Source organism: Roseomonas populi, from assembly GCF_024594815.1.
Classification (GTDB): Bacteria; Pseudomonadota; Alphaproteobacteria; order Acetobacterales; family Acetobacteraceae; genus Roseomonas; species Roseomonas populi.
Map to the genome: position 1 here is coordinate 54,778 of NZ_JANJOU010000017.1, position 25,784 is coordinate 80,561.

General features: G+C 71.6%; 22 protein-coding genes. 16 read left to right on the forward strand and 6 right to left on the reverse strand.

The window, feature by feature from the left end:
- Positions 1–3 precede the first annotated feature (3 nt).
- The 11 genes from NRP21_RS17960 to rpsO all read left to right on the forward strand — a co-directional run bounded on the left by NRP21_RS17960 (position 4) and on the right by rpsO (position 13,083).
- Entirely contained in the window at positions 4–1,113 is a 1,110-nt protein-coding gene (locus NRP21_RS17960; protein WP_257717604.1) for a carbon-phosphorus lyase complex subunit PhnI, read from the forward strand.
- A complete protein-coding gene (locus NRP21_RS17965) occupies positions 1,110–1,958 on the forward strand; it encodes an alpha-D-ribose 1-methylphosphonate 5-phosphate C-P-lyase PhnJ (RefSeq protein ID WP_257717605.1) in 849 nt (282 codons plus the stop codon). The genes NRP21_RS17960 and NRP21_RS17965 overlap by 4 nt, the downstream gene beginning before the upstream one ends.
- Positions 1,955–2,731: a phosphonate C-P lyase system protein PhnK gene (gene phnK, locus NRP21_RS17970; protein ID WP_257717606.1), complete on the forward strand. Its 777-nt coding sequence runs from the start codon at positions 1,955–1,957 to the stop codon at positions 2,729–2,731. The genes NRP21_RS17965 and phnK overlap by 4 nt, the downstream gene beginning before the upstream one ends.
- Positions 2,728–3,444: a phosphonate C-P lyase system protein PhnL gene (gene phnL, locus NRP21_RS17975; RefSeq protein ID WP_257717607.1), complete on the forward strand. Its 717-nt coding sequence runs from the start codon at positions 2,728–2,730 to the stop codon at positions 3,442–3,444. The genes phnK and phnL overlap by 4 nt, the downstream gene beginning before the upstream one ends.
- On the forward strand, positions 3,441–4,007 hold the full coding sequence (phnN, locus tag NRP21_RS17980; RefSeq protein WP_257717608.1) for a phosphonate metabolism protein/1,5-bisphosphokinase (PRPP-forming) PhnN: 567 nt from the start codon (positions 3,441–3,443) through the stop codon (positions 4,005–4,007). Before phnL ends, phnN begins: the two co-directional genes overlap by 4 nt.
- Positions 4,008–4,017: 10 nt before the next feature.
- Positions 4,018–5,109: a ceramide glucosyltransferase gene (locus tag NRP21_RS17985; RefSeq protein ID WP_257717609.1), complete on the forward strand. Its 1,092-nt coding sequence runs from the start codon at positions 4,018–4,020 to the stop codon at positions 5,107–5,109.
- 497 nt (positions 5,110–5,606) lie between these two features.
- Positions 5,607–7,628 (forward strand): M3 family metallopeptidase, encoded by a 2,022-nt coding sequence (locus tag NRP21_RS17990; protein ID WP_257717610.1) that lies wholly within the window; start codon positions 5,607–5,609, stop codon positions 7,626–7,628.
- A gap of 299 nt (positions 7,629–7,927) precedes the next feature.
- A complete protein-coding gene (locus NRP21_RS17995; RefSeq protein WP_257717611.1) occupies positions 7,928–8,878 on the forward strand; it encodes an MYG1 family protein in 951 nt (316 codons plus the stop codon).
- 69 nt (positions 8,879–8,947) lie between these two features.
- Positions 8,948–11,440 carry a PAS domain S-box protein gene (locus tag NRP21_RS18000; RefSeq protein WP_257717612.1) on the forward strand — a complete coding sequence of 831 codons (2,493 nt, stop codon included), beginning with the start codon at positions 8,948–8,950 and terminating at the stop codon, positions 11,438–11,440.
- Positions 11,441–11,818: 378 nt separating this feature from the next.
- Positions 11,819–12,781 (forward strand): tRNA pseudouridine(55) synthase TruB, encoded by a 963-nt coding sequence (gene truB / locus NRP21_RS18005; RefSeq protein ID WP_257717677.1) that lies wholly within the window; start codon positions 11,819–11,821, stop codon positions 12,779–12,781.
- Between the two features lie 35 nt (positions 12,782–12,816).
- Complete coding sequence (gene rpsO / locus NRP21_RS18010; protein ID WP_257717678.1) at positions 12,817–13,083, forward strand: 30S ribosomal protein S15; 267 nt, start codon at positions 12,817–12,819, stop codon at positions 13,081–13,083.
- A 366-nt stretch (positions 13,084–13,449) separates the two neighbouring features.
- On the opposite strand, the gene NRP21_RS18015 is transcribed toward rpsO, so the two are convergent.
- Together NRP21_RS18015 and NRP21_RS18020 are read right to left on the reverse strand one after the other, a co-directional pair.
- Positions 13,450–15,492: a TRAP transporter permease gene (locus NRP21_RS18015; RefSeq protein WP_257717613.1), complete on the reverse strand. Its 2,043-nt coding sequence runs from the start codon at positions 15,490–15,492 to the stop codon at positions 13,450–13,452.
- Positions 15,492–16,466 carry a TAXI family TRAP transporter solute-binding subunit gene (locus tag NRP21_RS18020; RefSeq protein WP_257717614.1) on the reverse strand — a complete coding sequence of 325 codons (975 nt, stop codon included), beginning with the start codon at positions 16,464–16,466 and terminating at the stop codon, positions 15,492–15,494. The genes NRP21_RS18015 and NRP21_RS18020 overlap by 1 nt, the downstream gene beginning before the upstream one ends.
- Before the next feature lie 147 nt (positions 16,467–16,613).
- Here NRP21_RS18020 and NRP21_RS18025 point away from each other — a divergent pair, with 147 nt between their 5' ends.
- From NRP21_RS18025 to NRP21_RS18045, 5 genes are all read left to right on the forward strand, one after another.
- Positions 16,614–17,756, forward strand: coding sequence for an epoxide hydrolase family protein (locus NRP21_RS18025; protein ID WP_257717615.1), 1,143 nt, complete (start codon positions 16,614–16,616; stop codon positions 17,754–17,756).
- Positions 17,757–18,116: 360 nt separating this feature from the next.
- A complete protein-coding gene (paoA, locus tag NRP21_RS18030) occupies positions 18,117–18,734 on the forward strand; it encodes an aldehyde dehydrogenase iron-sulfur subunit PaoA (RefSeq protein ID WP_456300242.1) in 618 nt (205 codons plus the stop codon).
- Positions 18,731–19,681, forward strand: coding sequence for an FAD binding domain-containing protein (locus tag NRP21_RS18035; RefSeq protein WP_257717617.1), 951 nt, complete (start codon positions 18,731–18,733; stop codon positions 19,679–19,681). Before paoA ends, NRP21_RS18035 begins: the two co-directional genes overlap by 4 nt.
- 4 nt (positions 19,682–19,685) lie before the next feature.
- Positions 19,686–21,905: an aldehyde oxidoreductase molybdenum-binding subunit PaoC gene (gene paoC / locus NRP21_RS18040; protein WP_257717618.1), complete on the forward strand. Its 2,220-nt coding sequence runs from the start codon at positions 19,686–19,688 to the stop codon at positions 21,903–21,905.
- Between the two features lie 156 nt (positions 21,906–22,061).
- Complete coding sequence (locus NRP21_RS18045; protein WP_257717679.1) at positions 22,062–22,445, forward strand: c-type cytochrome; 384 nt, start codon at positions 22,062–22,064, stop codon at positions 22,443–22,445.
- Between the two features lie 42 nt (positions 22,446–22,487).
- On the opposite strand, the gene NRP21_RS18050 is transcribed toward NRP21_RS18045, so the two are convergent.
- From NRP21_RS18050 to NRP21_RS18065, 4 genes are read right to left on the reverse strand one after another with little or no spacing between them, the layout of a single operon-like run.
- Positions 22,488–23,183 (reverse strand): ABC transporter ATP-binding protein, encoded by a 696-nt coding sequence (locus NRP21_RS18050; protein WP_257717619.1) that lies wholly within the window; start codon positions 23,181–23,183, stop codon positions 22,488–22,490.
- Complete coding sequence (locus tag NRP21_RS18055; protein WP_257717620.1) at positions 23,170–23,970, reverse strand: ABC transporter ATP-binding protein; 801 nt, start codon at positions 23,968–23,970, stop codon at positions 23,170–23,172. The genes NRP21_RS18050 and NRP21_RS18055 overlap by 14 nt, the downstream gene beginning before the upstream one ends.
- Positions 23,967–24,914, reverse strand: a complete 948-nt coding sequence (locus NRP21_RS18060) for a branched-chain amino acid ABC transporter permease (RefSeq protein ID WP_257717621.1) — start codon at positions 24,912–24,914, stop codon at positions 23,967–23,969. Before NRP21_RS18060 ends, NRP21_RS18055 begins: the two co-directional genes overlap by 4 nt.
- On the reverse strand, positions 24,911–25,777 hold the full coding sequence (locus NRP21_RS18065) for a branched-chain amino acid ABC transporter permease (protein ID WP_257717622.1): 867 nt from the start codon (positions 25,775–25,777) through the stop codon (positions 24,911–24,913). The genes NRP21_RS18060 and NRP21_RS18065 overlap by 4 nt, the downstream gene beginning before the upstream one ends.
- Between the last annotated feature and the right edge of the window lie 7 nt (positions 25,778–25,784).

The following is a 25,784-nucleotide window of genomic DNA, read 5'->3' on the forward strand; positions in this document are numbered from 1 at the left end:
GCCATGTACGTCGCGGTGAAGGGCGGCGAGACCGCCATCGCCAACGCCCATGCCTGGCTGGACGAGGCGCGGCGCGGCGATCCTTCCGTGCCGGAGCTCACCACCGATCAGGTGGCGGGGCAGCTGACGCTGGCGGTGGATCGCGCCATGTCGGAGGGCTCGCTCTACGATCCCGGCCTCGGCGCGCTGGCGGTGAAGCAGGCGCGCGGCGACGGGATCGAGGCCGCCTTCCTGCTGCGCGCCTATCGCACCACCCTGCCCCGCTTCGCGGCGAGCCTGCCGGTGGACACGGGCGCCATGGCGGTGCGGCGGCGCGTCTCCGCCACCTACAAGGACCTGCCGGGCGGCCAGGTGCTGGGCCCGACCTTCGACTACACGCACCGCCTGCTGGACTTCGCCTTGGCGGCCGAGGGCTACGCCCCTGCGCGATCGGAGGAAGCCGAGCCTGGCGAGGACGCCGCCTTCCCGCGCGTGACCGGGCTGCTGGCGGGCGAGGGGCTGATGGCCCCCGAGGTCGCCAGCGACGAAGAGCCGGCGGACGTGACGCGCACGCCCACCACCTACCCCGCCACCCGCGCGCTGCGTCTGCAACGGCTGGCGCGCGGCGACGAGGGCTTCCTGCTGGGCATGGCCTATTCCACCCAGCGCGGCTACGGCAACAGCCACCCCTTCGTGGGCGAGCTGCGCCAGGGCTCGGTCGCCGTCTCCATCGTGCCGGAGGAACTCGGCTTCCCGATCGAGATCGGCGAGATCGAGGTCACCGAGTGCGAGATGGTGAACCAGTTCAAGGGATCGCGCAGCGAGCCGCCGCAGTTCACGCGCGGCTATGGCCTGACCTTCGGGCGGCTGGAGCGGCGGGCCATGTCCATGGCGCTGGTGGACCGCGCCCTGCGGGCGGAGGAGCTGGGCGAGGACGCCACGGCGCCGGCGCAGAACGAGGAGTTCGTCCTCAACCACTCCGACAACATCGAGGCCACGGGCTTCCTCGAGCACCTGAAGCTGCCGCACTACGTGGACTTCCAGAGCGAACTGGAATCCGTGCGCGCCATGCGTGCCCAGGTGGAGGCGGAGCGCGCCGCCGCGCCGCAAGCCTTCAAGGAGGCTGCGGAATGAGCGGCTACAACTTCGCCTATCTGGACGAGGGCACGAAGCGGATGATCCGCCGCGCCCTGCTGAAGGCCGTGGCGGTGCCGGGCTTCCAGGTTCCCTTCGGATCCCGCGAGATGCCGCTGCCCTATGGCTGGGGCACGGGCGGTATCCAGGTGACGGCCGCGGTGATCGGCCCGGACGACACGCTGAAGGTGATCGACCAGGGCGCGGACGACACCACCAACGCCGTCTCCATCCGCCGCTTCTTCGCCCGCGTGGCGCCGGGGCTGCGCACCACGGAGAGCACGGCGGAGGCGACGGTGATCCAGACCCGCCACCGCATCCCCGAGACGCCGCTGCGCGAGGGCCAGGTCATGGTCTACCAGGTGCCGCAGCCCGAGCCGCTGTTCCGGCTGGAGCCGCGCCGGGCGGAGACGCGCCGCCTGCACGCGCTGGCGGATTACGGGCTGATGCAGGTGAAGCTGTACGAGGACATCGCGCGGCACGGCCGCGTCGCCTCCTCCTACGACCACCCGGTCATGGTGGGCGAGCGCTACCTCATGTCGCCCTCGCCGATCCCCTCCTTCGACAACCCGAAAATGCACATGTCCCCCGCGCTCCAGCTCTTCGGCGCCGGGCGCGAACGCCGCCTCTACGCCGTGCCGCCCTACACGGCGGTGCGGAGCCTGGACTTCGAGGACCACCCCTTCGTGCCGCTGCGCGCGAATGGCCGCTGCACGCTGTGCGGCTCGGGTGAGAGCTACCTGGACGAGGTGGTGACGGACGATCGCGGTGGGCGGATGTTCGTCTGCTCCGATACGGATTACTGCGGCACCCGGCAGGCGGCGATGAAGGAAGCGGCGGAATGAGTGACGAACCGATCCTCTCCGCTCAGGGCCTGCGCCTGTCCTTCGGGCCGGTGCGGGCGCTGGACGACGTCTCGATCGACGTCTGGCCCGGCGAGGTACTGGCGATCGTGGGCGAATCCGGCTCCGGCAAGTCTACCCTGCTGCGCGTGCTGGCGGGGGAGACGCGGCCGGATGCGGGAAGCGTGACCTACCGCGACCCGCAGGGCGGCACCCGCGACGTGCACGGCATGACGGAGGCCGCGCGCCGCCGGCTGGCGCGCACGGAATGGGGCTTCGTCCACCAGGACCCGCGCGACGGGCTCCGCATGGCCGTCTCCGCCGGCGGCAATGTGGGCGAGCGGCTGATGGCGGTGGGCGACCGCCACTACGGCAACATCCGCGAGGAGGCGGCGCGCTGGCTGGAGCGGGTGGAGATCCCGCGCAGCCGCATCGACGACGCACCGCGCCTCTTCTCCGGCGGCATGCGCCAGCGCCTGCAGATCGCGCGCACCCTCGTCACCCGCCCGCGGCTGGTCTTCATGGACGAGCCGACGGGGGGTCTCGACGTCTCCGTGCAGGCCCGGCTGCTGGACCTGATCCGCGCCCTGGTGGCCGATCTCGGCATCGCCGTGATCCTCGTGACCCATGACATCGCGGCGGCACGGCTGCTCGCCCACCGGATGGTGGTGATGCGGCAGGGCCGCGTGGTGGAGGAAGGCTTGACCGACCGCGTGCTGGACGACCCGCGCCACCCCTACACGCAGCTCCTCGTCTCCTCGGTGCTCGCGGCATGACCCCGGATCAGAAAACCTGGGCATTGAAGGCCGAGGGCGTGGCCAAAGGCTTCACCCTGCACCTGCGCGGTGGGGTGCAGATCCCGGTGCTGCGCGACGCGGCGCTGGAAGTGGCGCCCGGCGAGTGCGTGGCGCTCGCCGGTCCCTCCGGCGCTGGCAAGTCCACGCTGATGCGCCTGCTGCAGGGGAACTACGGCGCGGATGCCGGCAGCATCCTCATCCGCGGGCGCGACGGTGCGCTGACGGACCTCGCCACCGCCCCGCCGCGCACGGTGATCGCGCTGCGCCGGGACACGCTGGGCTACGTCTCGCAGTTCCTGCGCGTCATCCCCCGCGTGCCGACCATCGACGTGGTGGCGGAACCCCTGACCTCCCGCGGCGTGGCGCCGGATGAGGCGCGCGCCCGCGCCGCCGCCCTGCTGCGCCGGCTGAACCTGCCGGAGCGCCTGCACGGCCTTCCCCCCGCCACCTTCTCCGGCGGCGAGCAGCAGCGCGTGAACCTGGCGCGCGGCTTCGTGGCGGATTTCCCGGTCATGCTGCTGGACGAGCCGACGGCGAGCCTGGACGCCGCCAACCGCGAGGTGGTGATCGCCCTGATCGGCGAGGCCAAGGCGCGCGGCGCGGCCCTGGTGGGCATCTTCCACGACATCGAGGTGCGCGACCGCGTGGCGGACCGCATCCTGGAGGTCGCGCCGTTGCGGGAGGCGGCGTGAGCGGCGTGCTGGTGGGCGTGGTCGGTCCCTCCGGCGCCGGCAAGGACACGCTGATGGAGGCCGCCCGCGCCGCGCTGGCCGGGGACCCGCGCGTGACCTTCCTGCGCCGTGCCGTCACCCGCCCCGCGGAGGCGGGCGGGGAGGACCACCTCCCCCTCTCGCGCGAGGCCTTCCTCGCCGGGCGCGAGGCCGGCCACTTCGCCCTGTGGTGGGAGGCGCACGGCCTCCTCTACGGCATTCCCGCCGGCCCGTTGGAAGCGGCGCTGGCGAAGGGCTGCGCGGCCGTCGCCAACCTCTCCCGCCGCGCCCTGGCCGATGCCGACGCGCGCTTTCCGCTGCGCGTGGTGGAGATCACCGCCTCGCCAGATGTCCTCGCCACCCGCCTCGCCGCCCGCGGGCGGGAGAGCGCGGAGGACATTGCCCGCCGTCTCGCGCGCGAGGCGCCATTGCCCGCCGGCCTGGCCGTCGACCGCGTGGTGAACGACACCAGCGTGGAGGCCGGGGCCGGGCAGCTCCTGCGTGCGCTGCGCGCCGCGATCCCTGTCACGGCCTCCGTCGCATGAACCTCTCCCGATGAACCTTCCTCTCTGGGCCGCCGCCGCGATCACGGCCACCAACCTCGCGGGCCTCGCCCTCGCCGCCGCCCGGTTGCGCCGCCGCCACCACCGCCCCGCCACCCGCAAGGAAGGCGTGACCATCGTGCGCCCGGTCTGCGGCCTGGAACCGAACATCGAGGCCACGCTGGCGAGCGGCTTCGCCCTGGAGCATCCGGACCTCGAACTGATCTTCTGCCTGGACCACGCGGACGACCCCGTGCGCCCGCTGGTGGAGCGCCTGATCGCCGCACACCCCAACGTCCAGGCCCGGCTGCTGATCGGGGAGAACCGGCACAGCGGCAACCCCAAGCTGAACAACTGCATCAAGGGCTGGGACGCCGCGCGGCACGACTGGATCATCCTGGCGGATTCCAACGTCCTCATGCCGCCCGACTACGTGGAGCAGCTCTTCGCCGCCTGGCGCCCGGATACGGGCCTCGTCTGCTCCACCCCCCTCGGCAGCCAGCCCGCGAACTTCTGGGCGGAGGTGGAGTGCGCCTTCCTCAACACCCTCCAGGCACGCTGGCAATATACGGGGGAGGCGCTGGGCCTCGGCTTCGCCCAGGGCAAGAGCATGCTGTGGCAGCGCGACTTCCTGGACGCCCATGGCGGCATCCGGGCGCTGGCCGCCGAAATCGCGGAGGATGCGGCCGCCACGAAGCTGGTGCGCCGCGCCGGCCGCCGTGTCCACCTCGTGAACTCACCCTTCGAGCAGCCCCTCGGCTCCCGCACCGCGCGCCAGGTCTGGCTCCGCCAGCTCCGCTGGGCCCGCCTGCGCCGCGTCACCTTCCCCCTCTTCTTCGCGCCGGAAGTCCTGATCGGCGCGGCAGTGCCCACCATGCTGGCCGCCATCGCCGCGGGCCCGGCCGCCCTCCTCGTCCCGCTCCTCTGGTACGGGGCCGAGGCAGCGCTGGCCTGGCGCAAGGGATGGCCCCTCTCCTGGCAGCTCCTCGCCGCCATGCCGGTGCGGGACGTGATGATCCTCGGCGTCTGGGCCATGGGTTGGACCACCGGGACCACCGTGTGGCGCGGAAATGCCCTGCCGCTGCGGGAAAAGCGGGCGGTCTGAGGCTCCGCGCTCCCAGCGCTGACTGTCTGTCGGGGGGGGGGGGGGGGGGGGGGGGGGGGGGGGGGGGGGGGGGGGGGGGGGGGGGGGGGGGGGGGGGGGGGGGGGGGGGGGGGGGGGGGGCGGGGGGGCGGAAGAAGGAATTCTTCCTCTCCCCGGACCCCTCTCCATCATCTTCTTCTATCAGCTGGTCTGAACATCGCTGACGGTGCGCCTCGGCTCGTGGAGCCGAGGCGACTGCAAGGGCAGGATAGAGACCCTCACCGGAGACCCCGTCTCAAGTCGGTCCCGCGGCAGCCCGATGCAGGTCCAGGAGGCTCAGCCTCCTGGCGGGGATCCAAGGGGCAGAGCCCCTTGGGCCGGGCAGGCCAGGAGATCGCCCGCCGGTGTGGCGATTCCCCCCGGATCCATCTCGCAAGGGCAGGAAGCCTGTTCACCCTTCGTCCAGGGCCGCCACCCCCACCTTGACCGTCCCGCCGCATCGGCCGCGTATGGGTGCCATGACCGAGCCCAATCCCTTCCTGGCCCCCTGGGACACCCCTTTCGGCCTGCCGCCCTTCGACCGGATCCGGCCGGAGCACTTCGTGCCGGCCTTCGAGGCGGCGATGGCGGAGCACCTGGAGGAGGTGGCGGCCATCGGCGCCGACCCAGCGGAGCCGAGCTTCGCCAACACGATCGAGGCGCTGGAGCGGAGCGGGCGGGCGCTGGCGCGGGTGGGCAACGTCTTCGGCAACCTCGTCGTCAGCCTCGGCGGGGAGGCGCTGGAGGCGGTGGACACGGAGATGTCGCCGCGCCTGGCCGAGCACGGGATGCGCGTCTCGCTTGATCCCGCCATCTTCGCGCGGGTGGACGCGCTGCACCGGCAACGGACGCTGCTGGGGCTTGAGGAAGACCAGATGCGGCTGCTGGACCGCACGCATCTCGGCTTCATCCGCTCCGGCGCGGCGCTGGACGAGGCGGCGAAGGTGCGGATGACGGAGATCTCCGCGCGGCTGGCGACCCTGCACACGGAGTTCGGCCAGAACGTCGTCCACGACGAGAAGGTCTGGCATCTCGCGCTGACGGAGGCGGACCTGGGCGGGCTGCCCGAGTTCCTGCGCGACGGCATGGCGAGCGCCGCGGCGGAGCGGAACCTGCCGGGATACGCCGTCACCCTCTCCCGCTCCCTCATCGAGCCATTCCTCACCTTCTCCGCGCGGCGGGATCTGCGGGAGGCGGCCTACCGCGCCTGGATCGCGCGCGGCACCCACGCGGGCGAGCACGACAACCGCCCGCTGATCCCGGAGATCCTGGCGCTGCGCGCGGAACGCGCGAAGCTGCTGGGCTACGCCACCTTCGCCGAGTTCCGGCTGGCCGATTCCATGGCCGGCACGGTGGAGGCGGTGCAGGGCCTGCTGGCCGAGGTGTGGGAGCCCGCCAAGCGCAAGGCGGCGAAGGAGCGCGACCGCCTTCTGGCGGTGGCCCGCAAGGAGGGCTTCGAGGGCGACCTGGCCGCCTGGGACTGGCGCTACTACGCCGAGAAGGTGCGCCAGGCCGATTACGAGCTGAACGAGGCGGAGCTGAAGCCCTACTTCCTCCTCGGCAACATCCAGCAGGCCGCCTTCGACACGGCCGGCCGCCTCTTCGGCCTTTCCTTCACCGAGGTGGAGGCGCCGGCCTACCACCCGGACGTCCGCACCTACGAGGTGCGCGACGCGGACGGGCATGTCGGCGTGTTCCTGGCTGATCCCTACGCGCGCGCGGACAAGCGTTCCGGCGCCTGGATGAGCAGCTACCGCGACCAGGAGAACCTGGACGCGCCCGTCTCCCCGGTGATCGTCAACAACAACAACTTCGCCAAGTCCGATCCCACGCTGCTGAGCTTCGACGACGCGGAGACGCTGTTCCACGAGTTCGGCCACGCCCTGCACGGCCTGCTGAGCAAGGTCCGCTACCCCGCGCAGTCCGGCACATCCGTGCGGCGGGACTTCGTGGAGCTGCCGAGCCAGATCTACGAGCACTGGATGGCCCTGCCGGAGACGCTGCGCCTCTACGCCCGCCACCACGAGACCGGCGCGCCGATCCCTGACGCGCTGATCAACCGCCTCCTCGCCGCGCGCGGCTTCAACCAGGGCTTCGCGACGGTGGAGTACACCTCCTCCGCCCTCATCGACATGGCGCTGCACAGCCACCCCGCGCCCGGGACGATCGACATCGAGAGCTTCGAGCGCGAATTCCTCGGCTCCATCGGCATGCCCGCGGAGATCGGCATCCGCCACCGCCCCGCGCATTTCCAGCACCTCTTCGCCGGCGGCGGCTACGCCGCCAGCTACTACGCCTACATGTGGGCAGAGGTGCTGGACGCGGACGGGTTCGATGCCTTCACCGAGGCGCAGAACCCCTTCGATCCCGCGACGGCCGCGCGCCTCCGCACGCTGTACTCGGCCGGGGACACGCGCGACCCGATGGCGCTCTACATGGAGTTCCGTGGCCGCGCACCGAGCACGGCGGCGCTGCTGCGGACGCGTGAGCTGGTGGATTGAGCTCTCAGATGGCGGTCTGTGGCCAGGGAGAGGAAGAAGGAATTCTTCCTCTCCCCGGACCCCTCACCATCATCTTCTTCTGGGAGTTGGTCTTACTCGGCTGACGGTGCGCCTGAGGTCGATGACCTCAGGCGACTGCAAGGGCGGGAAAAGCCCCGTCGAACCGAGACCCCGCATCAGGACGGGGCGGCGGCAGCCAGACGGGGGTCCAGGGGCCTCAGGCCCTTGGCAGGGGTTCCAGGGGGCGGAGCCCCCTGGTTCCGAATAGATCAGAACAAGGCACGACAGACAGGATGAGCATGGCGGAAGAGCAAGCGCGGCCGGTACTGGCCACGCATAGCGGCAAGTTCCACTGCGACGACGTGTTCGCCTATGCCGTGCTGCGCCTGGCGCTCGGCCTGCGCGCGGCGGGGGAGGACCATATTCTGGTCCGCACCCGCAAGCCGGAGGCGATCGCGGCGGCGGATATCGTGTGGGACGTGGGCACGGTGTACGACGCGGCGGCCCGGCGCTTCGACCACCACCAGCGCGGCGCGCCGGAGCGGCCGGACGGCACGCCCTTCTCCTCCGCCGGCCTCGTCTGGCAGGAGTACGGGGAGGCGGCGGTGGCCGCAATCCTGCCGGAGGAGGCGCGCGGCTTCGCCGAGGGCATCGCGGCGGAACTGGACCGCTCCCTGATCCTGCGCATCGACGAGGTTGATAACGGCGTCTCCGCCAGCGGGCCTGTTCGGGACGACGACCTGGGCCTCGCGGCGCTGGCCGGCGACTTCAACCCGCCCTGGGACAGCCCGGAGGCCGAGGGGCCGGATGCGGGAAGCGCGGCCTTCGTCGCCGCCTCGGCCTTCGCCGAGGGGGTCCTGCGTCGCCGGGTGGATGGAATGCGCGCCCGCCGCGCCGCGGAGGCCTTCGTGCTGGAATCGCATCGGGCCGGGGCGGACCCGCAGATCCTCGTCCTGGCCCGCGGCATGCCCTGGAAGAGCGCGGTCTTCACCCATGAGCTGCCCGTGCTGTTCTGTGTCAGCCCGGCCTCGAACGGGAACTGGATGCTGGACACCATGCCGCCGGAGCCCGGTTCCTTCGCCCAGCGCATGCCCTTGCCGGCGGACTGGGCGGGGCTGCAGGGAGAGGAGCTGGCGGCCCGCTGCGGGGTGGCAGACGCCGTCTTCGTCCACCTCCGCCGCTTCGTCGGCGCCGCCCGCACGCGGGAGGGGGCAGTGGAGATGGCCCGGAGGGCGCTGGCCACGCCTTGATCTGGCGGTGCGGAACGTGACCGTTATGGTACGTTCCGTGCAAATCCTTTTACCTCTGAACATGGCCCCATGTCCCTCCTGTCCCGCCTGCTGATCCTGGTGGGCATCGCCCTGCTTCCGGCACTGGGTGCCCTGTTCTGGGGTGCCCAGGAGGAGCGGCAGGCGCGTGAGGCTGCGGCGCGGGACGAGGTGCTGCGCACGGCGCGGCTGATGGCCGCGGACCACCAGCGGATCGCGGACGGGGCGCGGCAGCTCCTCACCGCCCTCGGCAACCTGCGCGCGGTGCGCGCCCTGGACGCGGCCGAGTGCCAGTCCTTCTTCGCGCGGGTCATCCGGGACTTCCCGCGCTACGTCGTGCTCGCCACCGCCACGCCGGAAGGGCAGGTGGTCTGCTCCGGCGAGCCCTCGGCCATCGGCAACAACGTGGGCGACCGCGGCTACTTCCGCGGCGCCCTGGCGGAGGGTGGCTTCGTCACCGGCGGCTTCGTGTTCGGGCGGGCCTCCGGCCAGGGCAGCTTCCACTTCTCTCAGCCCTTCCGCGACACGGCGGGGCAGGTGGCCGGGGTAGTCCATGCCGGGATCGGGCTGAACTGGCTGGCCGAGCAGCTCAACCGCATGCCGCTCCCGCCGAATTCCGTCGCCAGCGTCGTGGACCGGGATGGGGTCGTGCTGGCCTCCCGGCCTGGGCGGGGCCAGACCGTGGGCGAGAAGGCCCGCGGTTCCGTCGCGGCGCTTTTCGGGCGTGAGCGCGAGGGGGTGGAGGACCGGGTTGGATCCGACGGAAGGCGCCGGATCTACGCCTATATCCCGGCCGCGGTCACGGGCTCGCACACCATCGTCGTCGGGCTGGACCGCGCCGCCCTTCTCGCCCAGGCCTCGGCGGCCGAGCAGCGCGGGGCGATGATCCTGTCGGGCACCATCCTGCTCGCGCTCCTCCTCACTGTCATCGGGGCGCGCCGCCTGGTGCGGGGGCCGGTGGACCGGCTCCTCGCGGCTTCCGGGCGCTGGCGCCGGGGCGACACGGCGGCCCGCATCGAGGTCGCGCCGCTGAAGCAGGGGGAGGGCTCCGAGTTCGACCGCCTCGCCGCCGCCTTCAACGCCATGGCGGAGACGGCCGAGGCGCGGGAACGGTCCCTGCGCGAGAGCGAGGAGGCCAATGCCAGGTTGGCCGCCATCGTCACCTCCGCCGCCGACGCCATCATCAGCCTCTCCCCGGCGGACGGGACGATCATGAGCTGGAACCAGGGGGCGGAGGACCTGTTCGGCTACGCGCCGGAGGAGGTGCTGGGCCGCCGGATCGACCTGCTCCTGCCGCCCGACGACGAGGCCGGGCCGTTGTTCCGCCGCGCCCTCTCCGGCGAGACGACCCGCGACCAGGAGGTGGTGCGCGTGGCCAAGGATGGGTCGCGCATCCCCGTCGCCATCACCCTGGCCGCCATGCGGGGCAAGGATGGCCGGGCAATCGGCGTGTCCGTCATCCTGCGCGACCTGCGGGAGCGCCGGGCGGCCGACCAGCAGCAGCAGTTGCTGATGCGGGAGGTGGACCACCGCGCCCGCAACGTGATGTCCGTCGTCCGCTCCCTCGTGCAGCTCTCGCCCAAGGATGACCCGAAGGCCTTCGCCCGCGCGATCGAGGGCCGCATCTCCGCCATGGCCCGCGCCCACGGGCTGCTGGCCCAGGACCGCTGGGAGGGCGGCTCGCTCCGGGCCCTGGCGGAGGGCGAGCTGGGCATCCCGGCCGATGGCCCGCCCCAGGCGGAGCTGGACGGCCCGGCCGTGACCCTGCGGCCGGACGCGGTGCAGCCCCTCTCCATGGTGCTGCACGAGCTGGTGACGAACTCCCGGAAGTACGGTGCCCTGTCGCGCGCCGAGGGGCGGGTGGAGATGCGCTGGTGGGCGGAGCCGTCGGAGGCCGGTCCGGACCTCGCCGCCCGCGACGTGGTGATCCGCTGGACCGAGCGCGGCGGGCCGCCGGTGGAAGCGCCCCCGGCGCGCAAGGGCTTCGGGTCCCGCCTCATCGAAATCAGCGTGCGCCACCAGCTGCGCGGCAGCTTCGCCCAGGACTGGCAGCGCGCCGGGCTGGTGGCCACCATCCGCGTGGGCGCGGGCTGCATCACCGCCATCGCGCCCGGCGCCGGCCCGCCACCGCCCGCCCCGCCCGAGCCCGAGCCCGAGCCCGCGCCGGGCAGGGACGCGCTTCGCGGCCTGCGCGTGCTGGTGGTGGAGGACGAGGCGCTGGTGGCGGTGGAGGTGGCGGACGCCCTGGCCGCCGCGGGCTGCCGCATCATCGGCCCCGCCGGCACGCTGGAGGATGGGCTGGCCGCGGCCCGCGGCACGAACGCGATCGACGCAGCGGTGCTGGACATGAAGCTCGGCGGCCGCCCCGTGCTGCCGTTGGCGGACGAGCTGGTGGCGCGCGGCGTGCCCCTGCTGTTCACCACGGGCTACGACGAACCGCCCCCCGGCCACCAGGGGGCGGCGGTGCTGACGAAGCCGATCCGGCCGGAAGACCTGGTCCGGGCGGTTCGGCAGCTTGTCGCGCACACGCTCGTCGGGTCCTGATCCTTCGGTGGCGGTCTGTGGCCGGGGAGAGGAAGAGGGAATTCTTACTCTCCCCGGACCCCTCACCATCATCTTTCTCTATCTGTTTGGGACTACCGGGCCGACGGGGCGCCTCGGGCCCACGGCCCGAAGCGACTGCAAGGGCATGGCCGGGTTTGATCGTCGGGCGGCATATCTCAGGTCAGTCTTGCCGCCGCCTGTTGGAAGAGGATGAGGGCCGGGGTTCCAGGAAGGGGGAGAATTCTTGCTCCCTCCCTCCTGGGGCATTCCCGCACGGCCCTGCCCGGTGCTAGACGCCCGCCCTTCCTGCCCTGATCGGGCCGGGACGGATGGTTCGACCGCGTGAACGACGGTCTGAAGCGAGAGGGCAGGCCGCGAATGGCAGGGCAGAACGGGTATCGGGGGCGGCAGAACCGCAAGCCCAAGGGGCGGCCGCTGGATGGCTGGCTGATCGTAGACAAGCCCACGGGCATGGGCTCCACGGACGTGGTCACGAAGCTCAAGCGCGCCTTCGACGCCCAGAAGGTCGGCCATGGCGGCACGCTGGACCCGCTGGCCACGGGCATCCTGCCCATCGCCTTCGGGGCCGCCACCAAGGCCGTGCCCTACGTGATGGACAGCACGAAGGTCTACCGCTTCACGCTGAAGATGGGCGACGAGCGGGATTCCGACGACGCGGACGGCAAGACCATCGCCACCTCCGACTACCGCCCGACGAACGAGCAGATCGAGGCCGCCCTCCCGGCCTTCCGCGGCGATATCATGCAGGTGCCGCCCATCTACTCCGCCATCAAGGTGAATGGGGAGCGGGCCTACGACCTGGCGCGTGAGGGCCAGGAGATCCAGCTTCAGCCCCGCCCGGCCCGGGTGGACCGTTTCGAGCTGGTGGAGCGGGTGGACGACGACACGGCCGTGTTCCACGTGCAGTCCGGCAAGGGCGTGTACATGCGTTCCCTGGCGCGGGACCTCGCGCGGGCGGCGGGCACGGTGGGGCATATCGCAGCCCTGCGCCGGCTGCGGGTCGGACCCTTCCGCGAGGAGGCGGCGATTCCGCTGGACAGCCTGATCCCCACGGGCGATACCCCGCCCCCTTCCCCGGCGCTTCTGCTGCCGGTGACGACCGCGCTGGACGACATCCCGGCCCTGGCCGTCACCGAAGCCGAGGCCGCCCGGCTCTCCTTCGGCCAGGAGCTTTCCCTGGTCGAGTTCATGGGCCGGGTTCCGCAGGCGGCCAACCCCGATGGGGGCCTGGTCCGCGTGCTGTCGGGGGAGCGCCTGATGGGTCTGTGCCGCCTGGGGGAAGGGCTTCTCCGCCCCGAACGCTGGCTCGCCCGCGGGTGACCCGAGAACCCCGACCTTAGGATATCCCGATGTCGATGATCACTGCCGAGCGCCGCGCCGCGCTCATCCAGGAATACGCCACCGCCCCGGGCGACACCGGCTCGCCGGAGGTGCAGATCGCCCTTCTCTCCGAGCGGATCTCCTCGCTCACGGAGCACATGAAGGCTCACCCGAAGGACTTCCACTCCCGGCGCGGCCTGCTCGTGCTCGTCGGCCAGCGCCGCGGCCTGCTGGACTACGTGAAGCGCAAGAACCAGCAGCGCTACGAGAGCCTGATCGGGCGCCTCGGCCTGCGCCGCTAAGGCTCCTGCACGGAAACCGTTGAAGGCCGGGGGAAGCGATTTCCCCGGCCTTTTTCGTGCCCGTGGCCCCAAGGGGCTCCGCCTCCCTGGACCCCCGGGCAAACGCGAAGCGTTGTCCCGAGCCAGGAGCCCCGGGGCACCTGGACCTGCTTCGGGCTGCCGCGAGACTGACTTGCGGCATGCCGCCTGACGCTCGGGCCCATCCCTGCCCTTGCAGTCGCCTCGGCTCCAAGAGCCGAGGCGCACCGTCAGCGAAGCCCAGACCAGTTGATAGAAAAAGTTGATAGAAAAAGATGATGGTGAGGGGTCCTGGGAGAGGAAGAATTCCTTCTTCCTCTCCCTGGCCACAAACCACCCCTCCCAGGATCAGGCCGTCACCCGTGCCCGCCCCTGGAAGGCCAGCAGCCCCGCAGCCAGCACCAGCCCGATCCAGTGCGGCGCGGGCAGCCAGGGCACCACGCCTTCCAGAAGCGCCGGGAAGACCAGCAGCAGCCCTGCCACGGCGAAGCCCGCGCGTTCCACCCCGTTCAGGGCGCGCAAGAAGTAGCCCTGGCAGGCCGCGGCCAGCGCCGCGAGGCCGGCGGTGGCGAGCATCACCTGCCAGGCCACGTCCAGCCAGGTCATCTGTGGCGTGAGGGAGAGAAGGAGGCCCACGCCCTCGGGATCGGTGACGAAGACGAAGGGCAGCACGAAGGCGGGCAGCGTGTATTTCCAGGCCTGCAGCGTGGTGGAGTAGGGCCCGGCGCCGGTAATGGCCGCCGCCGCGAAGGGCGAGAGGGCGGTGGGCGGGGAGACCTCGCTGAGGACGGCGTAGTAGAAGACGAACATGTGCGCGGCGTAGTCCGGCACGCCGAGCTTCATCAGCGCGGGCGCGGCGACGACGGCGCAGATGATGTAGCTGGCCGTCACGGGCACCGCGAGGCCGATGACCCAGACGATCAGCGCGGTGAACAGGGCCGTGCCGAGGATGGACCCGTTCGCCGCCTGGATCGCGATGTCCGAGAACTTCAGGCCCAGCCCGGTGAGCGTGATGACACCGACGATGATGCCCGCGCAGGCGCAGGTGGCGGCGATGCCGACCGACTGGATGGCGCCGATCGCCAGGGCTTCCACCAGCTTGCGTGGGAAGAGCGCCGTGTCGCGCCGGAGGAAGGAGAGCACGACCGCCACCGCCATCGCGTAGAGCACGGCGAGGGTGGAGGAGTAGCCCAGCACCATGAAGACGATGATCGCGACGAGGGAGGAGAAGTGGAAGCCGTACTTCCGCACCAGCTCCCGCGCGGGCGTCGCCTGCGGCACTTCCACGGCCTTGCCCGCCGCGCCTAGCCGGCGCTGGTCCAGCTCCACCATGAAGAGGAGGGAGGCGTAGTAGAGGCAGGTGGGAATCACCGCCATGCGCAGCACGTCAAGATAGCCGATCTTCAGGTATTCGCTGATCAGGAAGGCCGCCGCGCCGAGCACGGGCGGAGAGATGATCGCGCCCAGCCCGCCCGCCGCCAGCAGCCCGCCGGCATCGGCCGCGCGGTAGCCCACCTTCTTCATCATCGGCCAGGCCACCGTGCCGAGGGTGACGGTGGTGGCGACGCCGGAGCCCGAGGGGCCGCCGAGCAGGAAGGAGGAGAGCACGACGGTGCGCCCCGCGCTGCTCGCCTTGCCGCCCATGACGGAGAAGGAGAAGTCCACGAAGAACTTCCCCGCGCCGGAGAGCTGCAGGATGGCGCCATAGATGGTGAAGAGGATGATGAGGGTCGCCGAGACATCCACGGCCGTGCCGAAGATCCCGTCCAACCCCACCGCGAGATGCGGGATCAGCCGCTCCGAGTCATAGCCCCGGTGCGTCCAGGGCGCGGGCAGGTGGTTGCCGAGGAAGGCGTAGGCGATGAAGACGATGGCGACCACGGGCATCACCCATCCCGTGGTGCGCCGCGTCACCTCCAGCACCAGCGCCACGAGCATCCAGCCGACGACGAGGTCCATCGGCTCGGGGAAGATCACGCGGTCCTGCAGGTCGTCGCCGCCCGAGATCAGGTACCAGGTGACGTAGAGCCCCGCCGCGATCAGCACGGCGTCCCAGGGCATGAAGCGGTGCCGGAAACGGCGGGCGACCGGGAACAGGTAGAAGCCCAGCACCATCGCGAAGCCGACATGAACGAAGCGCAGCGTCGTCGTCGGCACGATGTCCCAGGCGGCCCAGAGGTGGAACAGGCTCATCGCCAGCGCGATCGCCGTGCCGATCCAGGCCAGGGCGCCGCGGAAGCGGTGCTGCGCGCCCTCCTCCTCCTCGATCAGCGCCTCCACCTTCGCGGTGGTGGCGGCATCCAGCGCGCCCGCCGCGGCTTCGGGCGGCAGTGCGGAACCCGCCGCGCCGGGCGGGCCGTCAGCGGGGGATGCCAGCTCCTCGGCGCGCATCAGCCGAGGTTCGCCCCGGTCTCGCGCCAGAAGGCTTCCGCCGCCGGGTGCCAGGGGATGCCGGCGGCCGCCGTCTTCTGACCCTCCAGCTTGAAGTTCCTGGCCTCCGCATGGGTGCGCGCCAGCTCCTCGCGCCCCTCCCAGGTCAGGCGCAGCAGCCGCGTTACCAGGTCGGCCGGCATGTCCTCCCGCACGGCCAGGACGTTGGCGACGGACATCTGCTTGTTGTCGGTCTTCTGGCCGGGATAGGTGCCGGCCGGGATCACCTCGTTGAAGTAGACCGGCCCGTACTTCTCCACGATCTTCGCCGTGTAGGTGTCGTGGTCGATCATCTGGATCTCCACGCCCGGGCTGGCGCCGAGATCGGTGATGGCGCTGGTGGGAATGCCCGAGACGAAGAAGTAGGCGTCCAGCTTGCCGTCCTTCACCGCGTTCGTGCTCTCGGCGGGGGAAAGCCGCTCCCGCGCGCGGAAGTCCTTCGCCGGGTCCAGCCCCGCCGCCTCGATCAGCCGCAGCGCCATCACTTCGGTCGCCGAGCCCGGCGCGCCGGTGGAGACGCGCTTGCCCTTCATGTCCGGGATGGACTTGATCCCCGTCGCCACCGTCGTCACCGCCTGCATGCGGTTGGTGTAGATCACCGCGATGGCGCGCGCCGGCACGGGGCGGCCCTTGAAGCGGTCATTCCCCCGCACCGCATCCACCGCGGCGTCCACCTGGCTGAAAATCAGCCCCACGCGGTTCGCGCCCAGCAACTGCAGGTTGCCGACGGATCCGCCCGTCACCTCCACCGTGGCGGACATGCCGGGAATCCCGCGGGAGATCATGTTCGCCAGCCCGCCGCCGAGCGGGTAGTACACGCCCCCCGTCGTACCCGTGGCGATGGCGAGCTGCTGCCCTTGTGCGCGGGCAATGCGGGGCGCGGCGAGCGCAATGCCGGCGGCCGCGAGAACACTTCGGCGCGGGATGCTTCCCATCGTCCGAACTCCTTGAAACGTTTTCCTCTGGCGCGAGCATAGCCCGCGCTTTCGGCGCCAAGGAAGGGGCGACATCCCCCGCCCATCTCCCGCGTTGCAGCACGGCACGCCCAATAAGAGACCGCTGGAACGACGATGGGAACAACGATGGAAACCCGCCCCTTCGAGGTCCGCTGGGACCCCGCCGCCCTGGCGCACCTGCGCGATCGCCTGCGCGCCACGCCCTTGCCCCGCCAGCCCCGCGATGCCGGCTGGAAGTACGGCTGCGACCCGGATTTCCTCTCAGCCCTGCGCGACCACTGGCGGGATGGCTACGACGCGGACGCCGCCGCCGCCGCGCTGAACCGCCACCCCCAGATCATCGCCCGCGTGGAGGATTTGGACATCCACGCCTACCACGTTGTGGGTGAGGCGGGCGGCAAGCGCCCCCTCCTCCTCACCCATGGCTGGCCCGGCTCCGTCCTCGAGTTCCTCGGCGTGATCGAGCCCCTCGCCTTCCCCTCCCGCCACGGCGGCCGGGCGGAGGACGCCTTCGACCTCGTCATCCCCTCCCTCCCCGGCTTCGGCTTCTCCGGCAAGCCGGAGGCGCCCATCTCCGCCCGCACCACCGCCCGCCTGTTCGACGCGCTGATGCGCGGCCTGGGCTACCCGCGCTACCGCGCCCAGGGCGGCGACTGGGGTGCGGCCGTCACCGCCTGGCTGGCGCTGGACCACGTGGCCTCCCTCAAGGCCATCCACCTCAACATGGTCCTCGTTCGCGCCGACGCCGCGCCGAAAACGCCGGAGGAACTGGCCTGGCAGGCCGAGCAGGCAGCGGTGCAGGGCAAGCTCGGCGCCTACGCCCAGCTCCAGGGCACGAAGCCCCAGTCCATCGCCTACGCCATGCAGGACAATCCGCTCGCCCAGGCCGCCTGGATCGTGGAGCGCTTCCACGACTGGGCGGACCTGCGCGAGCGCCCCTTCGAGGCGGTGTTCACGAAGGATCAGCTCATCACCGACGTAATGATCTACGCGATGAACGACGCCTTCACGACCGGCGCCTGGTACTACTTCGGCGCGATGGAGGAGGGCGTGCGCAACATCCCGCCCGGCCGCCGCGTGATGGTGCCCACCGCCGTCGCTGCCTACCCCGACCCGCGCTCCCCCATGCCGCCGCGCAGCCTGGTCGAGAAGGGCTACGCCGTGAACCGCTGGAGCGACATGCCCCGTGGCGGGCACTTCCCGGCAATGGAAGTGCCGGACGACTTCGTGGCGGACCTGCGCGCCTGGGGGCGGCAGACCGAGGGGTGAGCCGTTCCGGCGGGTTGGCTCCCGTGCCCCAGGAAGGGAAGGAACTCTCCCTCCTGGCGGTCCGGGCGAGGCTACCCCCCCTCCGCCACGGCCGGGGCCACGTTCAGGCCGGTCGGTTCGTCCCGCGCATTCAGAAGTTTCCCGCATAGGCCCATGCCGATTCCGGCACCTAATTCCCGGATCACGAAGGGAGCACTTTCGGCTGCGTGGAACGTTTCCACGGGGATGACGGCTGCGGGAACCACGTGCCGGGCAGCCCCAGGGGCTGCCGGGCCATTGGCGTGACGGTGCCGGCGCAACCAGACGAAAGGGCGGGCCATGCAGAAGGCGAAGGAATTCGAGTTGTCCCGGAGAGACCTGATGGCCGGGGCCGCCTCCGCCACGGGTCTGGCCGGCTCCCTGGTGGCGGCGCCGGTGGCGGCCCAGCCCGCGCCCGGTGCCGCCGCATCGGCGCCGGCGACCCCGGTGCTGTCCAAGGTGAGCCTCACGGTGAACGGCCAGCCCCGGGCCCTGGAGCTGGACCCGCGCACCACGCTGCTGGACACGCTGCGCGAGCACCTGCAGCTGACGGGCAGCAAGAAGGGCTGCGATCACGGCCAGTGCGGCGCCTGCACGGTGATGGTGGACGGCCGGCGGATCTATTCCTGCCTGACGCTCGCCGTGATGCACGAGGGCGACGAGGTCACCACGATCGAGGGGCTGGGGCAGCCCGAGAACCTGCATCCCATGCAGGCCGCCTTCGTGAAATACGACGGCTACCAGTGCGGCTACTGCACCCCCGGCCAGATCTGCGCCTCGGTTGCCATGCTCGAGGAGATTAAGGCGGGCGTGCCGAGCCACGCGACGTCCGACCTGACGGCCGCGCCCCAGGTGACGGCGGATGAGATCCGCGAGCGCATGAGCGGCAACATCTGCCGCTGCGGGGCCTATTCCAACATCGTCGAAGCCATCACCGAGGTCGCGGAGAAGCAGGCATGAGGCCCTTCACCTACGAGCGCGCCCGCACGCCCGCCGAGGCCGCCGCGGCGGCCACCCGCGAGCCGGGCGCCAAGTTCATCGCCGGCGGCACCAACCTGCTCGACCTGATGAAGCTGCAGATCGAGGTACCGACGCATCTGGTGGACGTGAACGGGTTGGGCCTGGACCGGATCGAGGCGACGCCGGAGGGCGGCCTGCGCATCGGCGCGCTGGTGCGCAACACGGACCTGGCGGCGGATGAGCGCGTGCGGCGCGACTACGCCGTGCTGAGCCGCGCCATCGTGGCCGGGGCCTCCGGGCAGATCCGCAACAAGGCGACCACGGCGGGCAACCTGCTGCAGCGCACGCGCTGCCCCTATTTTTACGACACCGCCCAGCCCTGCAACAAGCGCGTGCCCGGCAGCGGGTGCTCGGCGATCGGCGGCGTCACCCGCGCCCTCGCGGTGATCGGCACGAGCGAGGCCTGCATCGCCACCCACCCCTCCGACATGGCTGTGGCCATGCGCGCGCTGGACGCGACCGTGGAGACGGTGAAGGCGGACGGCACGACGCGCCGCATCCCTATGGCCGAATTCCACCGCCTGCCCGGCGAGACGCCACACATCGAGACCTCGCTGGAAAAGGGCGAGTTCATCACCGCGGTCACCTTGCCGCCGCCAATGGGCGGGCGGCACTTCTATCGCAAGGTGCGCGACCGCGCCTCCTACGCCTTCGCGCTCGTCTCGGTCGCCGCCGTGGTGCAGCGGGACGGCACGGGGCGCGTGGCGCTGGGCGGGGTGGCGCACAAGCCCTGGCGGGTGGAAGCGGCCGAGGCCGAGCTGCCGCGCGGCGCCAAGCCCGCCATGGCGGCGATCCTGGATGGCGCGAAGCCGACCCACGACAACGCGTTCAAGGTGAAGCTGGCGGAACGGGCGCTTGCCGCCGTGCTGGCCGAGGCGAGGGGCTGAGACGATGAAGTTCGATACTCCCGCCACCACCAACCCCATCGACCGGCTGAAGGTCGTCGGCCAGCCGCTGGACCGCATCGACGGCCCGTTCAAGACCACGGGCACCGCCCCCTACGCCTATGAGCGTCACGGCGTGGCGCCGAACCAGGCCTATGGCTTCGTCCTCGGCGCCGGCATCGCCAAGGGGCGGGTCAATGCCATGGACACCGCCGCGGCGCGCCGCGCGCCCGGCGTGCTGGCGATCGTCACCACCCTCGACATGCCGAAGCTGGAGAAGGGGCAGACGAACGCCGCCGCCCTGTTCGGCGGGGCGGAGATCCAGCACTACCACCAGGCGGTCGCCGTGGTGGTGGCCGAGACCTTCGAGCAGGCGCGCGACGCCGCCGGGCTGATCCGGGTGGACTACGCGCGCCAGCCCGGCCGCTTCGACCTGGCCGCGGAAGCCAGGCACGCCCCGCTCGTCGGCGGCGACAGCGAGGAGGGCAGCGGCGCGCCGCCGGAGGACCGCGTCGGCGATTTCGAGGGCGCCTTCGCCGCTGCCCCGGTGAAGCTGGACGAGACCTACACTACCCCGGACGAGAGCCACGCGGCGATGGAGCCGCACGCCTCCATCGCCGCCTGGGAAGGCGACAGGCTCACGGTCTGGACCTCCAACCAGATGATCGCCTGGGGCAAGCGGGACCTCGCCAAGACCCTCGGCCTGAAGCCCGAGAACGTGCGGATCGACAGCCCCTATGTCGGCGGCGGCTTCGGCGGGAAGCTCTTCCTGCGGGCCGATGCCGTGCTGGCGGCGCTCGGCGCGAAGGCGGCGGGGCGGCCGGTGAAACTGGCACTCACCCGCCCGCTGGTGGCGAACAACACCACGCACCGCCCGGCCACCATCCAGCGCATCCGCCTCGGCGCGACGCGGGACGGGAAGATCACGGCCATCGCGCATGAGAGCACTTCCGGCAACCTGAAGGACGGCAAGCCGGAGACGGCCGTGTCGCAGACGAAGCTGCTCTACGCCGGCGCCAACCGGCTCACCTCCATGCGAATGGCCGAGATGGACCTGCCCGAGGGCAACGCCATGCGTGCCCCCGGCGAGGCGCCGGGGCTGATGGCGCTGGAGGTCGCGATCGACGAGATGGCGGAGAGGCTGGGGATGGACCCGGTGGAGTTCCGCATCCTCAACGACACGCAGGAGGATCCGGAGAAGCCGGGCCGCCGCTTCTCCCAGCGCCAGCTCGTCCAGTGCCTGCGCCAGGGGGCGGAGCGCTTCGGCTGGGCCAACCGGAACTTCCGGCCCGGCACGCGGCGGGAAGGGCGCTGGCTGGTCGGCATGGGCGTGGCCGCAGGCTTCCGCAACAACCTGCTGACGAAGTCCGCCGCCCGCGTGCGGCTGGACGGGCAGGGGGTGGTCACGGTCGAGACCGACATGACGGACATCGGCACGGGCAGCTACACCATCATCGCCCAGACGGCGGCGGAGATGATGGGCGTGCCGATCGGGAAGGTGGTCGTGCGGCTCGGCGACTCCGACTTCCCCGCCTCTGCCGGCTCGGGCGGGCAGTGGGGCGCCAACAACTCCACCGCCGGCGTCTATGCCGCCTGCGTGAAGCTGCGAGAGCAGGTGGCGCAGAAGCTCGGCATCAACTCGGCCGATGCGGTGTTCGAGGACGGCCAGGTGCGCGCCGGCAACCGCGCCGCCCCGCTGGGCCAGGCCGCGGGGCCGGAAGGCCTCTCGGCGGAGGATGTGATCGAGTACGGCGACCTCGCCAAGCGCTACCAGCAATCCACCTTCGCCGGCCATTTCGTGGAGGTGGGCGTGGACGCGATGACGGGCGAGACGCGGGTGCGGCGCATGCTGGCCGTCTGCGCGGCGGGCCGCATCCTGAACCCGAAATCGGCGCGCAGCCAGGTGATCGGCGCGATGACCATGGGCGTGGGCGCGGCGCTGACCGAGGCGCTGGAGGTGGACACCCGCCACGGCTTCTTCGTGAACCACGACCTGGCGGGCTACGAGGTGCCGGTGCACGCCGACATCCCGCACCAGGAGGTGATCTTCCTGGACGAGGTGGACCCGGTCTCCTCCCCCATGAAGGCCAAGGGCGTGGGCGAGCTGGGCCTTTGCGGCGTGGGCGCGGCGGTGGCGAACGCCATCCACAACGCCACCGGCATCCGCGTGCGCGACTACCCGATCACGCTCGACAAGCTCATCGAGCGGCTGCCGGAGCCGGCCTGAGGCGCGCCGGGGAGGGGCATCGGGCCCCTTCCCCGGCAACCCCGCCCGCGAACCGGCGTTCGCCGGGCGGACCCGACGCGGACACGACCGATCCTCAGGCTTCTTCCCATCCTTGCCCTCGCGCTCGCCGCCTGCGACGAGGAGCCACCGGCCGCGCTGCGCCTCGCCGGCGCCGACACGGAGCGCGGCCGCGCGGTGATCGCGGCGCGTGGCTGCGGTGCCTGCCACGTCATCCCCGGCGTGCGCGGCGCCACCTCCTGGGCCGGCCCGCCGCTGACGGAATGGTCCCGGCGCGGCTACCTGGCCGGGCAGCACCCCAACTCGCCGGAGAACCTCGTCGCCTGGCTGCGCGATCCCCAGGCGATGGCGCCGGGCAGCGCCATGCCGAATCTCGGGCTGACGGAAGCCGAGGCGCGCGACGCGGCGGCCTATCTCTTCACCCTCGGGGCCGGGCGCCTGCCCGAGGTGCCGGCCGGCCTGCCGCTGGGGCCGAAGGATGCGGGGCCGCGCGAGGAGCCGCGCATCCGGCCGCGGGCCTGACCCTGCGGAGCCGAGAGGGGAGGATCCTCTTCTCCCCCGGCCTCACACCGCGATCCAGCGCCGCACCTGCCCGAAATCCGCCAGCAGCTCCGCGGAGCGCCCTTCCAGCACGATCTTCCCGCGATCCAGCACAATGGCCCGGTCGCTCAGCGCCAACGCGTCCTCCGCGTGCTGCTCCACGATCACGGTGGCGAAGCCCTTTTCCGCGCGCAGGCGGCGCAGCGTGGCCTCCAGTTCCTCCACGATCACGGGCGCCAGGCCCTCGAAGGGCTCGTCCAGCAGCAGCAGGCGCGGGTTGGTCATCAGCGTGCGGCAGATGGCCAGCATCTGCTGCTCGCCGCCTGAGAGCTTGTCGCCCATGTTCCGCCGCCGCTCCCGCAGGCGGGGGAAGAGGTCGTAGGCGTCCTTCAGACCGAATGGGCCGGGGCGGCCGGCGACGAGAAGGTTCTCCTCCACCGTCAGGGAGGGGAAGATGTCCCGCTCCTGCGGCACCCAGCCAAGGCCCATCCGCGCGCGCTCATAGGCGGGGAGGGTGCCGATTTCCTTCCCCTGCCAGCGCAGGCTGCCGGAGAGGCGGCGCGCATGGCCCATGATGGCGAGCATCAGCGTGGTCTTGCCCACGCCGTTGCGGCCCAGCACCGCCAGCCCCTCTCCGTCATTGATGGAGAGGCTCATCTCCTCCAGCACCACCGCCTCGCCGTAGCCGGCGGTCAGTCGCTCCACCTCAAGCAGCGGCATGGTGACCCCGGCGCCCGAGATAGACCTCGCGCACGCGCTCATCCGCCTGGATCTCGGCGGGCGTGCCCTCGGTCATGATGGCGCCCTGCACCAACACGGTGATGCGCTCGGCGAAGCGGAAGACAAGGCCCATGTCGTGCTCGACGAAAAGAAGGGTCAGGTCGCGCGGCAGGGCGTGGATGCGCTCGAAGATTGCCTCGCTCTGGGCGGCGGGCACGCCGGCCGCGGGCTCGTCCAGCACCAGCACGCGGGGCTTCGTGCCCAGCGCGATCGCCAGCTCCACCAGCCGCTGCAGCCCGTAGGGTAGGGCGTGGACGGGACGGGCGGCGTAGGCGTCCAGGTTCACGAAGGCCAGGTGCTCCCGCGCCTCCTCCGCCACCGCCCGGTCGGCCGTGGCGGAACGCCAGAAGTTCCGCGTCTTCCGCTCCCGCTCCAGGATCGCGAGGGAGACGTTCTCCAGCACCGTCAGCCCACGGAAGAGCTGGTTGATCTGGAAGGTCCGCGTCAGCCCGCGGCGCACGCGCGCGGCCTGGGGCAGGGCGGTCAGGTCCTCCCCGCCCAGGCGGATGGTGCCGGAGGTGGCCGGCACGTTGCCCGTGAGGGCATGGACGAGGGAGGTCTTGCCCGCCCCGTTCGGCCCGATCAGCGCGTGCCGCGCCCCGGCCGCCACGCGCAGCGACACGTCGTTCACCGCCGTGAAGTTGCCGTAGCGAAGGGTCAGCCCCGCCGTTTCGATGGCCGGCGTCCCGGCGGGCTCGATGGCCGGCGTCCCTGTCCCGGCCGTCATGCGCGCCCCCGCAGGCGGCGCAGCAGCGCGGTGAATGCCCCGGCGATGCCGCCGCGCAGCACGAAGACCGAGAGCATGAGGACGATGCCGATGCCGAGCTGCCAGTATTTCGGGCTCATCGCGGAGAGCGCGTCCTTCAGGTAGCCCAGGCCCGTTGCGCCCAGCACCACGCCGGGGATGCTGCCCGTGCCGCCGAGGGTGGCCATCATCATCACCTCCGCCGAGCGCTCGAAGCCCAGCATGTCCAGGCTGGCGAAGTTGCTGGTCTGCGCCAGCAGCGCACCCGCCAGCCCCGCGATCCCGCCGGAGATGGTGTAGGCGGTGGCAAGGTGCCGCCGCACCGGCGCGCCGATGGCCGGCATGCGCCGCACATTCTCCCGGATGCCGCGCAGCGCCAGGCCGAAGGGCGAGCCGGCGAGGCGCCAGAGGAAGAAGTAGACGAGGGCGAGCACGGCGAGGCTGTAGAAGAAGGCCGTCTCCCCCGCGAAGTCGAAGCGGAACAGCCCGAGCACGGGGCCCATGGTGAAGTCGGACAGCCCGTCCGCCCCACCGGTGAGATCGCGCGCCTGGTTCGCCGCCTCGAACACCAGGAAGCCGACGCCGAGCGTGACGAGAAGCCGCGTCAGGTCGTTGCCCACGACGACGATCCGCGTCAGGACCAGGGCCAGCGCCGCGCTGACCAGCAGCGCCGCCAGGAGCCCGAGCAACGGCTCCTCCAGCCCGTGTCGCGCCAGGATGGCGGCGGTGTAGGCGCCCGTGCCGAAGAACACGGCGTGGCCGAGCGAGACCACCCCGGCATGGCCCTGCAGCAGGTCGTAGGAGAGGGCAAAGACCGAGAGGATGAAGAGGCTGGTGAAGAGGGTGAGATACTCCGGGAACAGGAAGTAGCCGGCCACCGCCAGGAGAAGGAGCGGCAGCCCGGCGCCGACGCGCACCAGCCTCATGCCGCCCTCCGCGAGGCCAGGCCCTTGGGGAAGAACACCATCATGAGCACGAGGATCCCGTAGATCACGAAGCTGCCGACCTCCGGCACGTAGTACTTGAACAGCGCGTCGATGGCGCCGAGCGCGACGGCGGCGACGAAGGAGCCGGCGATGGAGCCGGGGCCCCCGATGGCCACCACCATCAGCAGCAGCACGAGGTACTTGAAGGGAAAGGTGGGATCGAGGCCGAGGAAGCCCACCGCCAGCGCGCCCCCCAGCCCCGCGAAGGCGGCGCCGAGCCCGAAGGTGATGGCGAAAAGGCGGGTGACATGGATGCCGATGCCCTCCGCCGCGCGCCGGTTGTCCACCGCGGCCCGGACGCGGGCGCCGAAGAGGGTGGCGTTGAACAGCGCCACCAGCGCCCCCGCCGCCACCAGCCCGAAGAGGATGAGGAAGATACGGTAGCCCGTGATCTCCACCACGCCGAGGTCCACGCGGGTGGTCAGCCAGTCCGGCAGCAGCATGGGCTGCTGCTGCGGGCCGAAGAGGATGTTCGCCACCGCCCCCGCCGCGAAAGCGAGGCCGATGGAGAAGAGCACCTGCTGCAGCTCCGGCATCGGGTACACGCGCCGGATGACGAGCTGTTCCAGCACCACGCCGATCGCCCCGGTCAGGACCGCGGCGATCGGCAAGGTGAGCAGGAAGGGCACGCCGAAGCCGTTCAGCAGCACCACGGCGGCGTAGCCCCCGCACATGGCGAAGGCGCCGTGCGCGAGGTTGATGAAGCGCATCAGCCCGAGCGTGATCGACAGGCCGATGGAGAAGAGGAAGAGCAGCATCCCATAGGCGATGCCGTCCGCAAGGATGCTGATCAGCCCGGACATGGTTTCG

Coding starts and splice junctions, on each gene's coding strand:
- NRP21_RS18035 (WP_257717617.1), top strand. CDS start 18,731: ATGAGGCCCTTCACCTACGAGCGCGCCCGCACGCCCGCCGAGGCCGCC.
- NRP21_RS17985 (WP_257717609.1), top strand. CDS start 4,018: ATGAACCTTCCTCTCTGGGCCGCCGCCGCGATCACGGCCACCAACCTC.
- paoC (WP_257717618.1), top strand. CDS start 19,686: ATGAAGTTCGATACTCCCGCCACCACCAACCCCATCGACCGGCTGAAG.
- NRP21_RS18020 (WP_257717614.1), bottom strand. CDS start 16,466: ATGGGAAGCATCCCGCGCCGAAGTGTTCTCGCGGCCGCCGGCATTGCG.
- phnK (WP_257717606.1), top strand. CDS start 1,955: ATGAGTGACGAACCGATCCTCTCCGCTCAGGGCCTGCGCCTGTCCTTC.
- paoA (WP_456300242.1), top strand. CDS start 18,117: ATGGCCGGGGCCGCCTCCGCCACGGGTCTGGCCGGCTCCCTGGTGGCG.
- NRP21_RS18015 (WP_257717613.1), bottom strand. CDS start 15,492: ATGCGCGCCGAGGAGCTGGCATCCCCCGCTGACGGCCCGCCCGGCGCG.
- NRP21_RS17965 (WP_257717605.1), top strand. CDS start 1,110: ATGAGCGGCTACAACTTCGCCTATCTGGACGAGGGCACGAAGCGGATG.
- NRP21_RS17995 (WP_257717611.1), top strand. CDS start 7,928: ATGGCGGAAGAGCAAGCGCGGCCGGTACTGGCCACGCATAGCGGCAAG.
- NRP21_RS18050 (WP_257717619.1), bottom strand. CDS start 23,183: ATGCCGCTGCTTGAGGTGGAGCGACTGACCGCCGGCTACGGCGAGGCG.
- NRP21_RS18060 (WP_257717621.1), bottom strand. CDS start 24,914: ATGAGGCTGGTGCGCGTCGGCGCCGGGCTGCCGCTCCTTCTCCTGGCG.
- NRP21_RS17960 (WP_257717604.1), top strand. CDS start 4: ATGTACGTCGCGGTGAAGGGCGGCGAGACCGCCATCGCCAACGCCCAT.
- rpsO (WP_257717678.1), top strand. CDS start 12,817: ATGATCACTGCCGAGCGCCGCGCCGCGCTCATCCAGGAATACGCCACC.
- NRP21_RS18025 (WP_257717615.1), top strand. CDS start 16,614: ATGGAAACCCGCCCCTTCGAGGTCCGCTGGGACCCCGCCGCCCTGGCG.
- NRP21_RS18065 (WP_257717622.1), bottom strand. CDS start 25,777: ATGTCCGGGCTGATCAGCATCCTTGCGGACGGCATCGCCTATGGGATG.
- phnL (WP_257717607.1), top strand. CDS start 2,728: ATGACCCCGGATCAGAAAACCTGGGCATTGAAGGCCGAGGGCGTGGCC.
- NRP21_RS18055 (WP_257717620.1), bottom strand. CDS start 23,970: ATGACGGCCGGGACAGGGACGCCGGCCATCGAGCCCGCCGGGACGCCG.
- NRP21_RS17990 (WP_257717610.1), top strand. CDS start 5,607: ATGACCGAGCCCAATCCCTTCCTGGCCCCCTGGGACACCCCTTTCGGC.
- truB (WP_257717677.1), top strand. CDS start 11,819: ATGGCAGGGCAGAACGGGTATCGGGGGCGGCAGAACCGCAAGCCCAAG.
- NRP21_RS18000 (WP_257717612.1), top strand. CDS start 8,948: ATGTCCCTCCTGTCCCGCCTGCTGATCCTGGTGGGCATCGCCCTGCTT.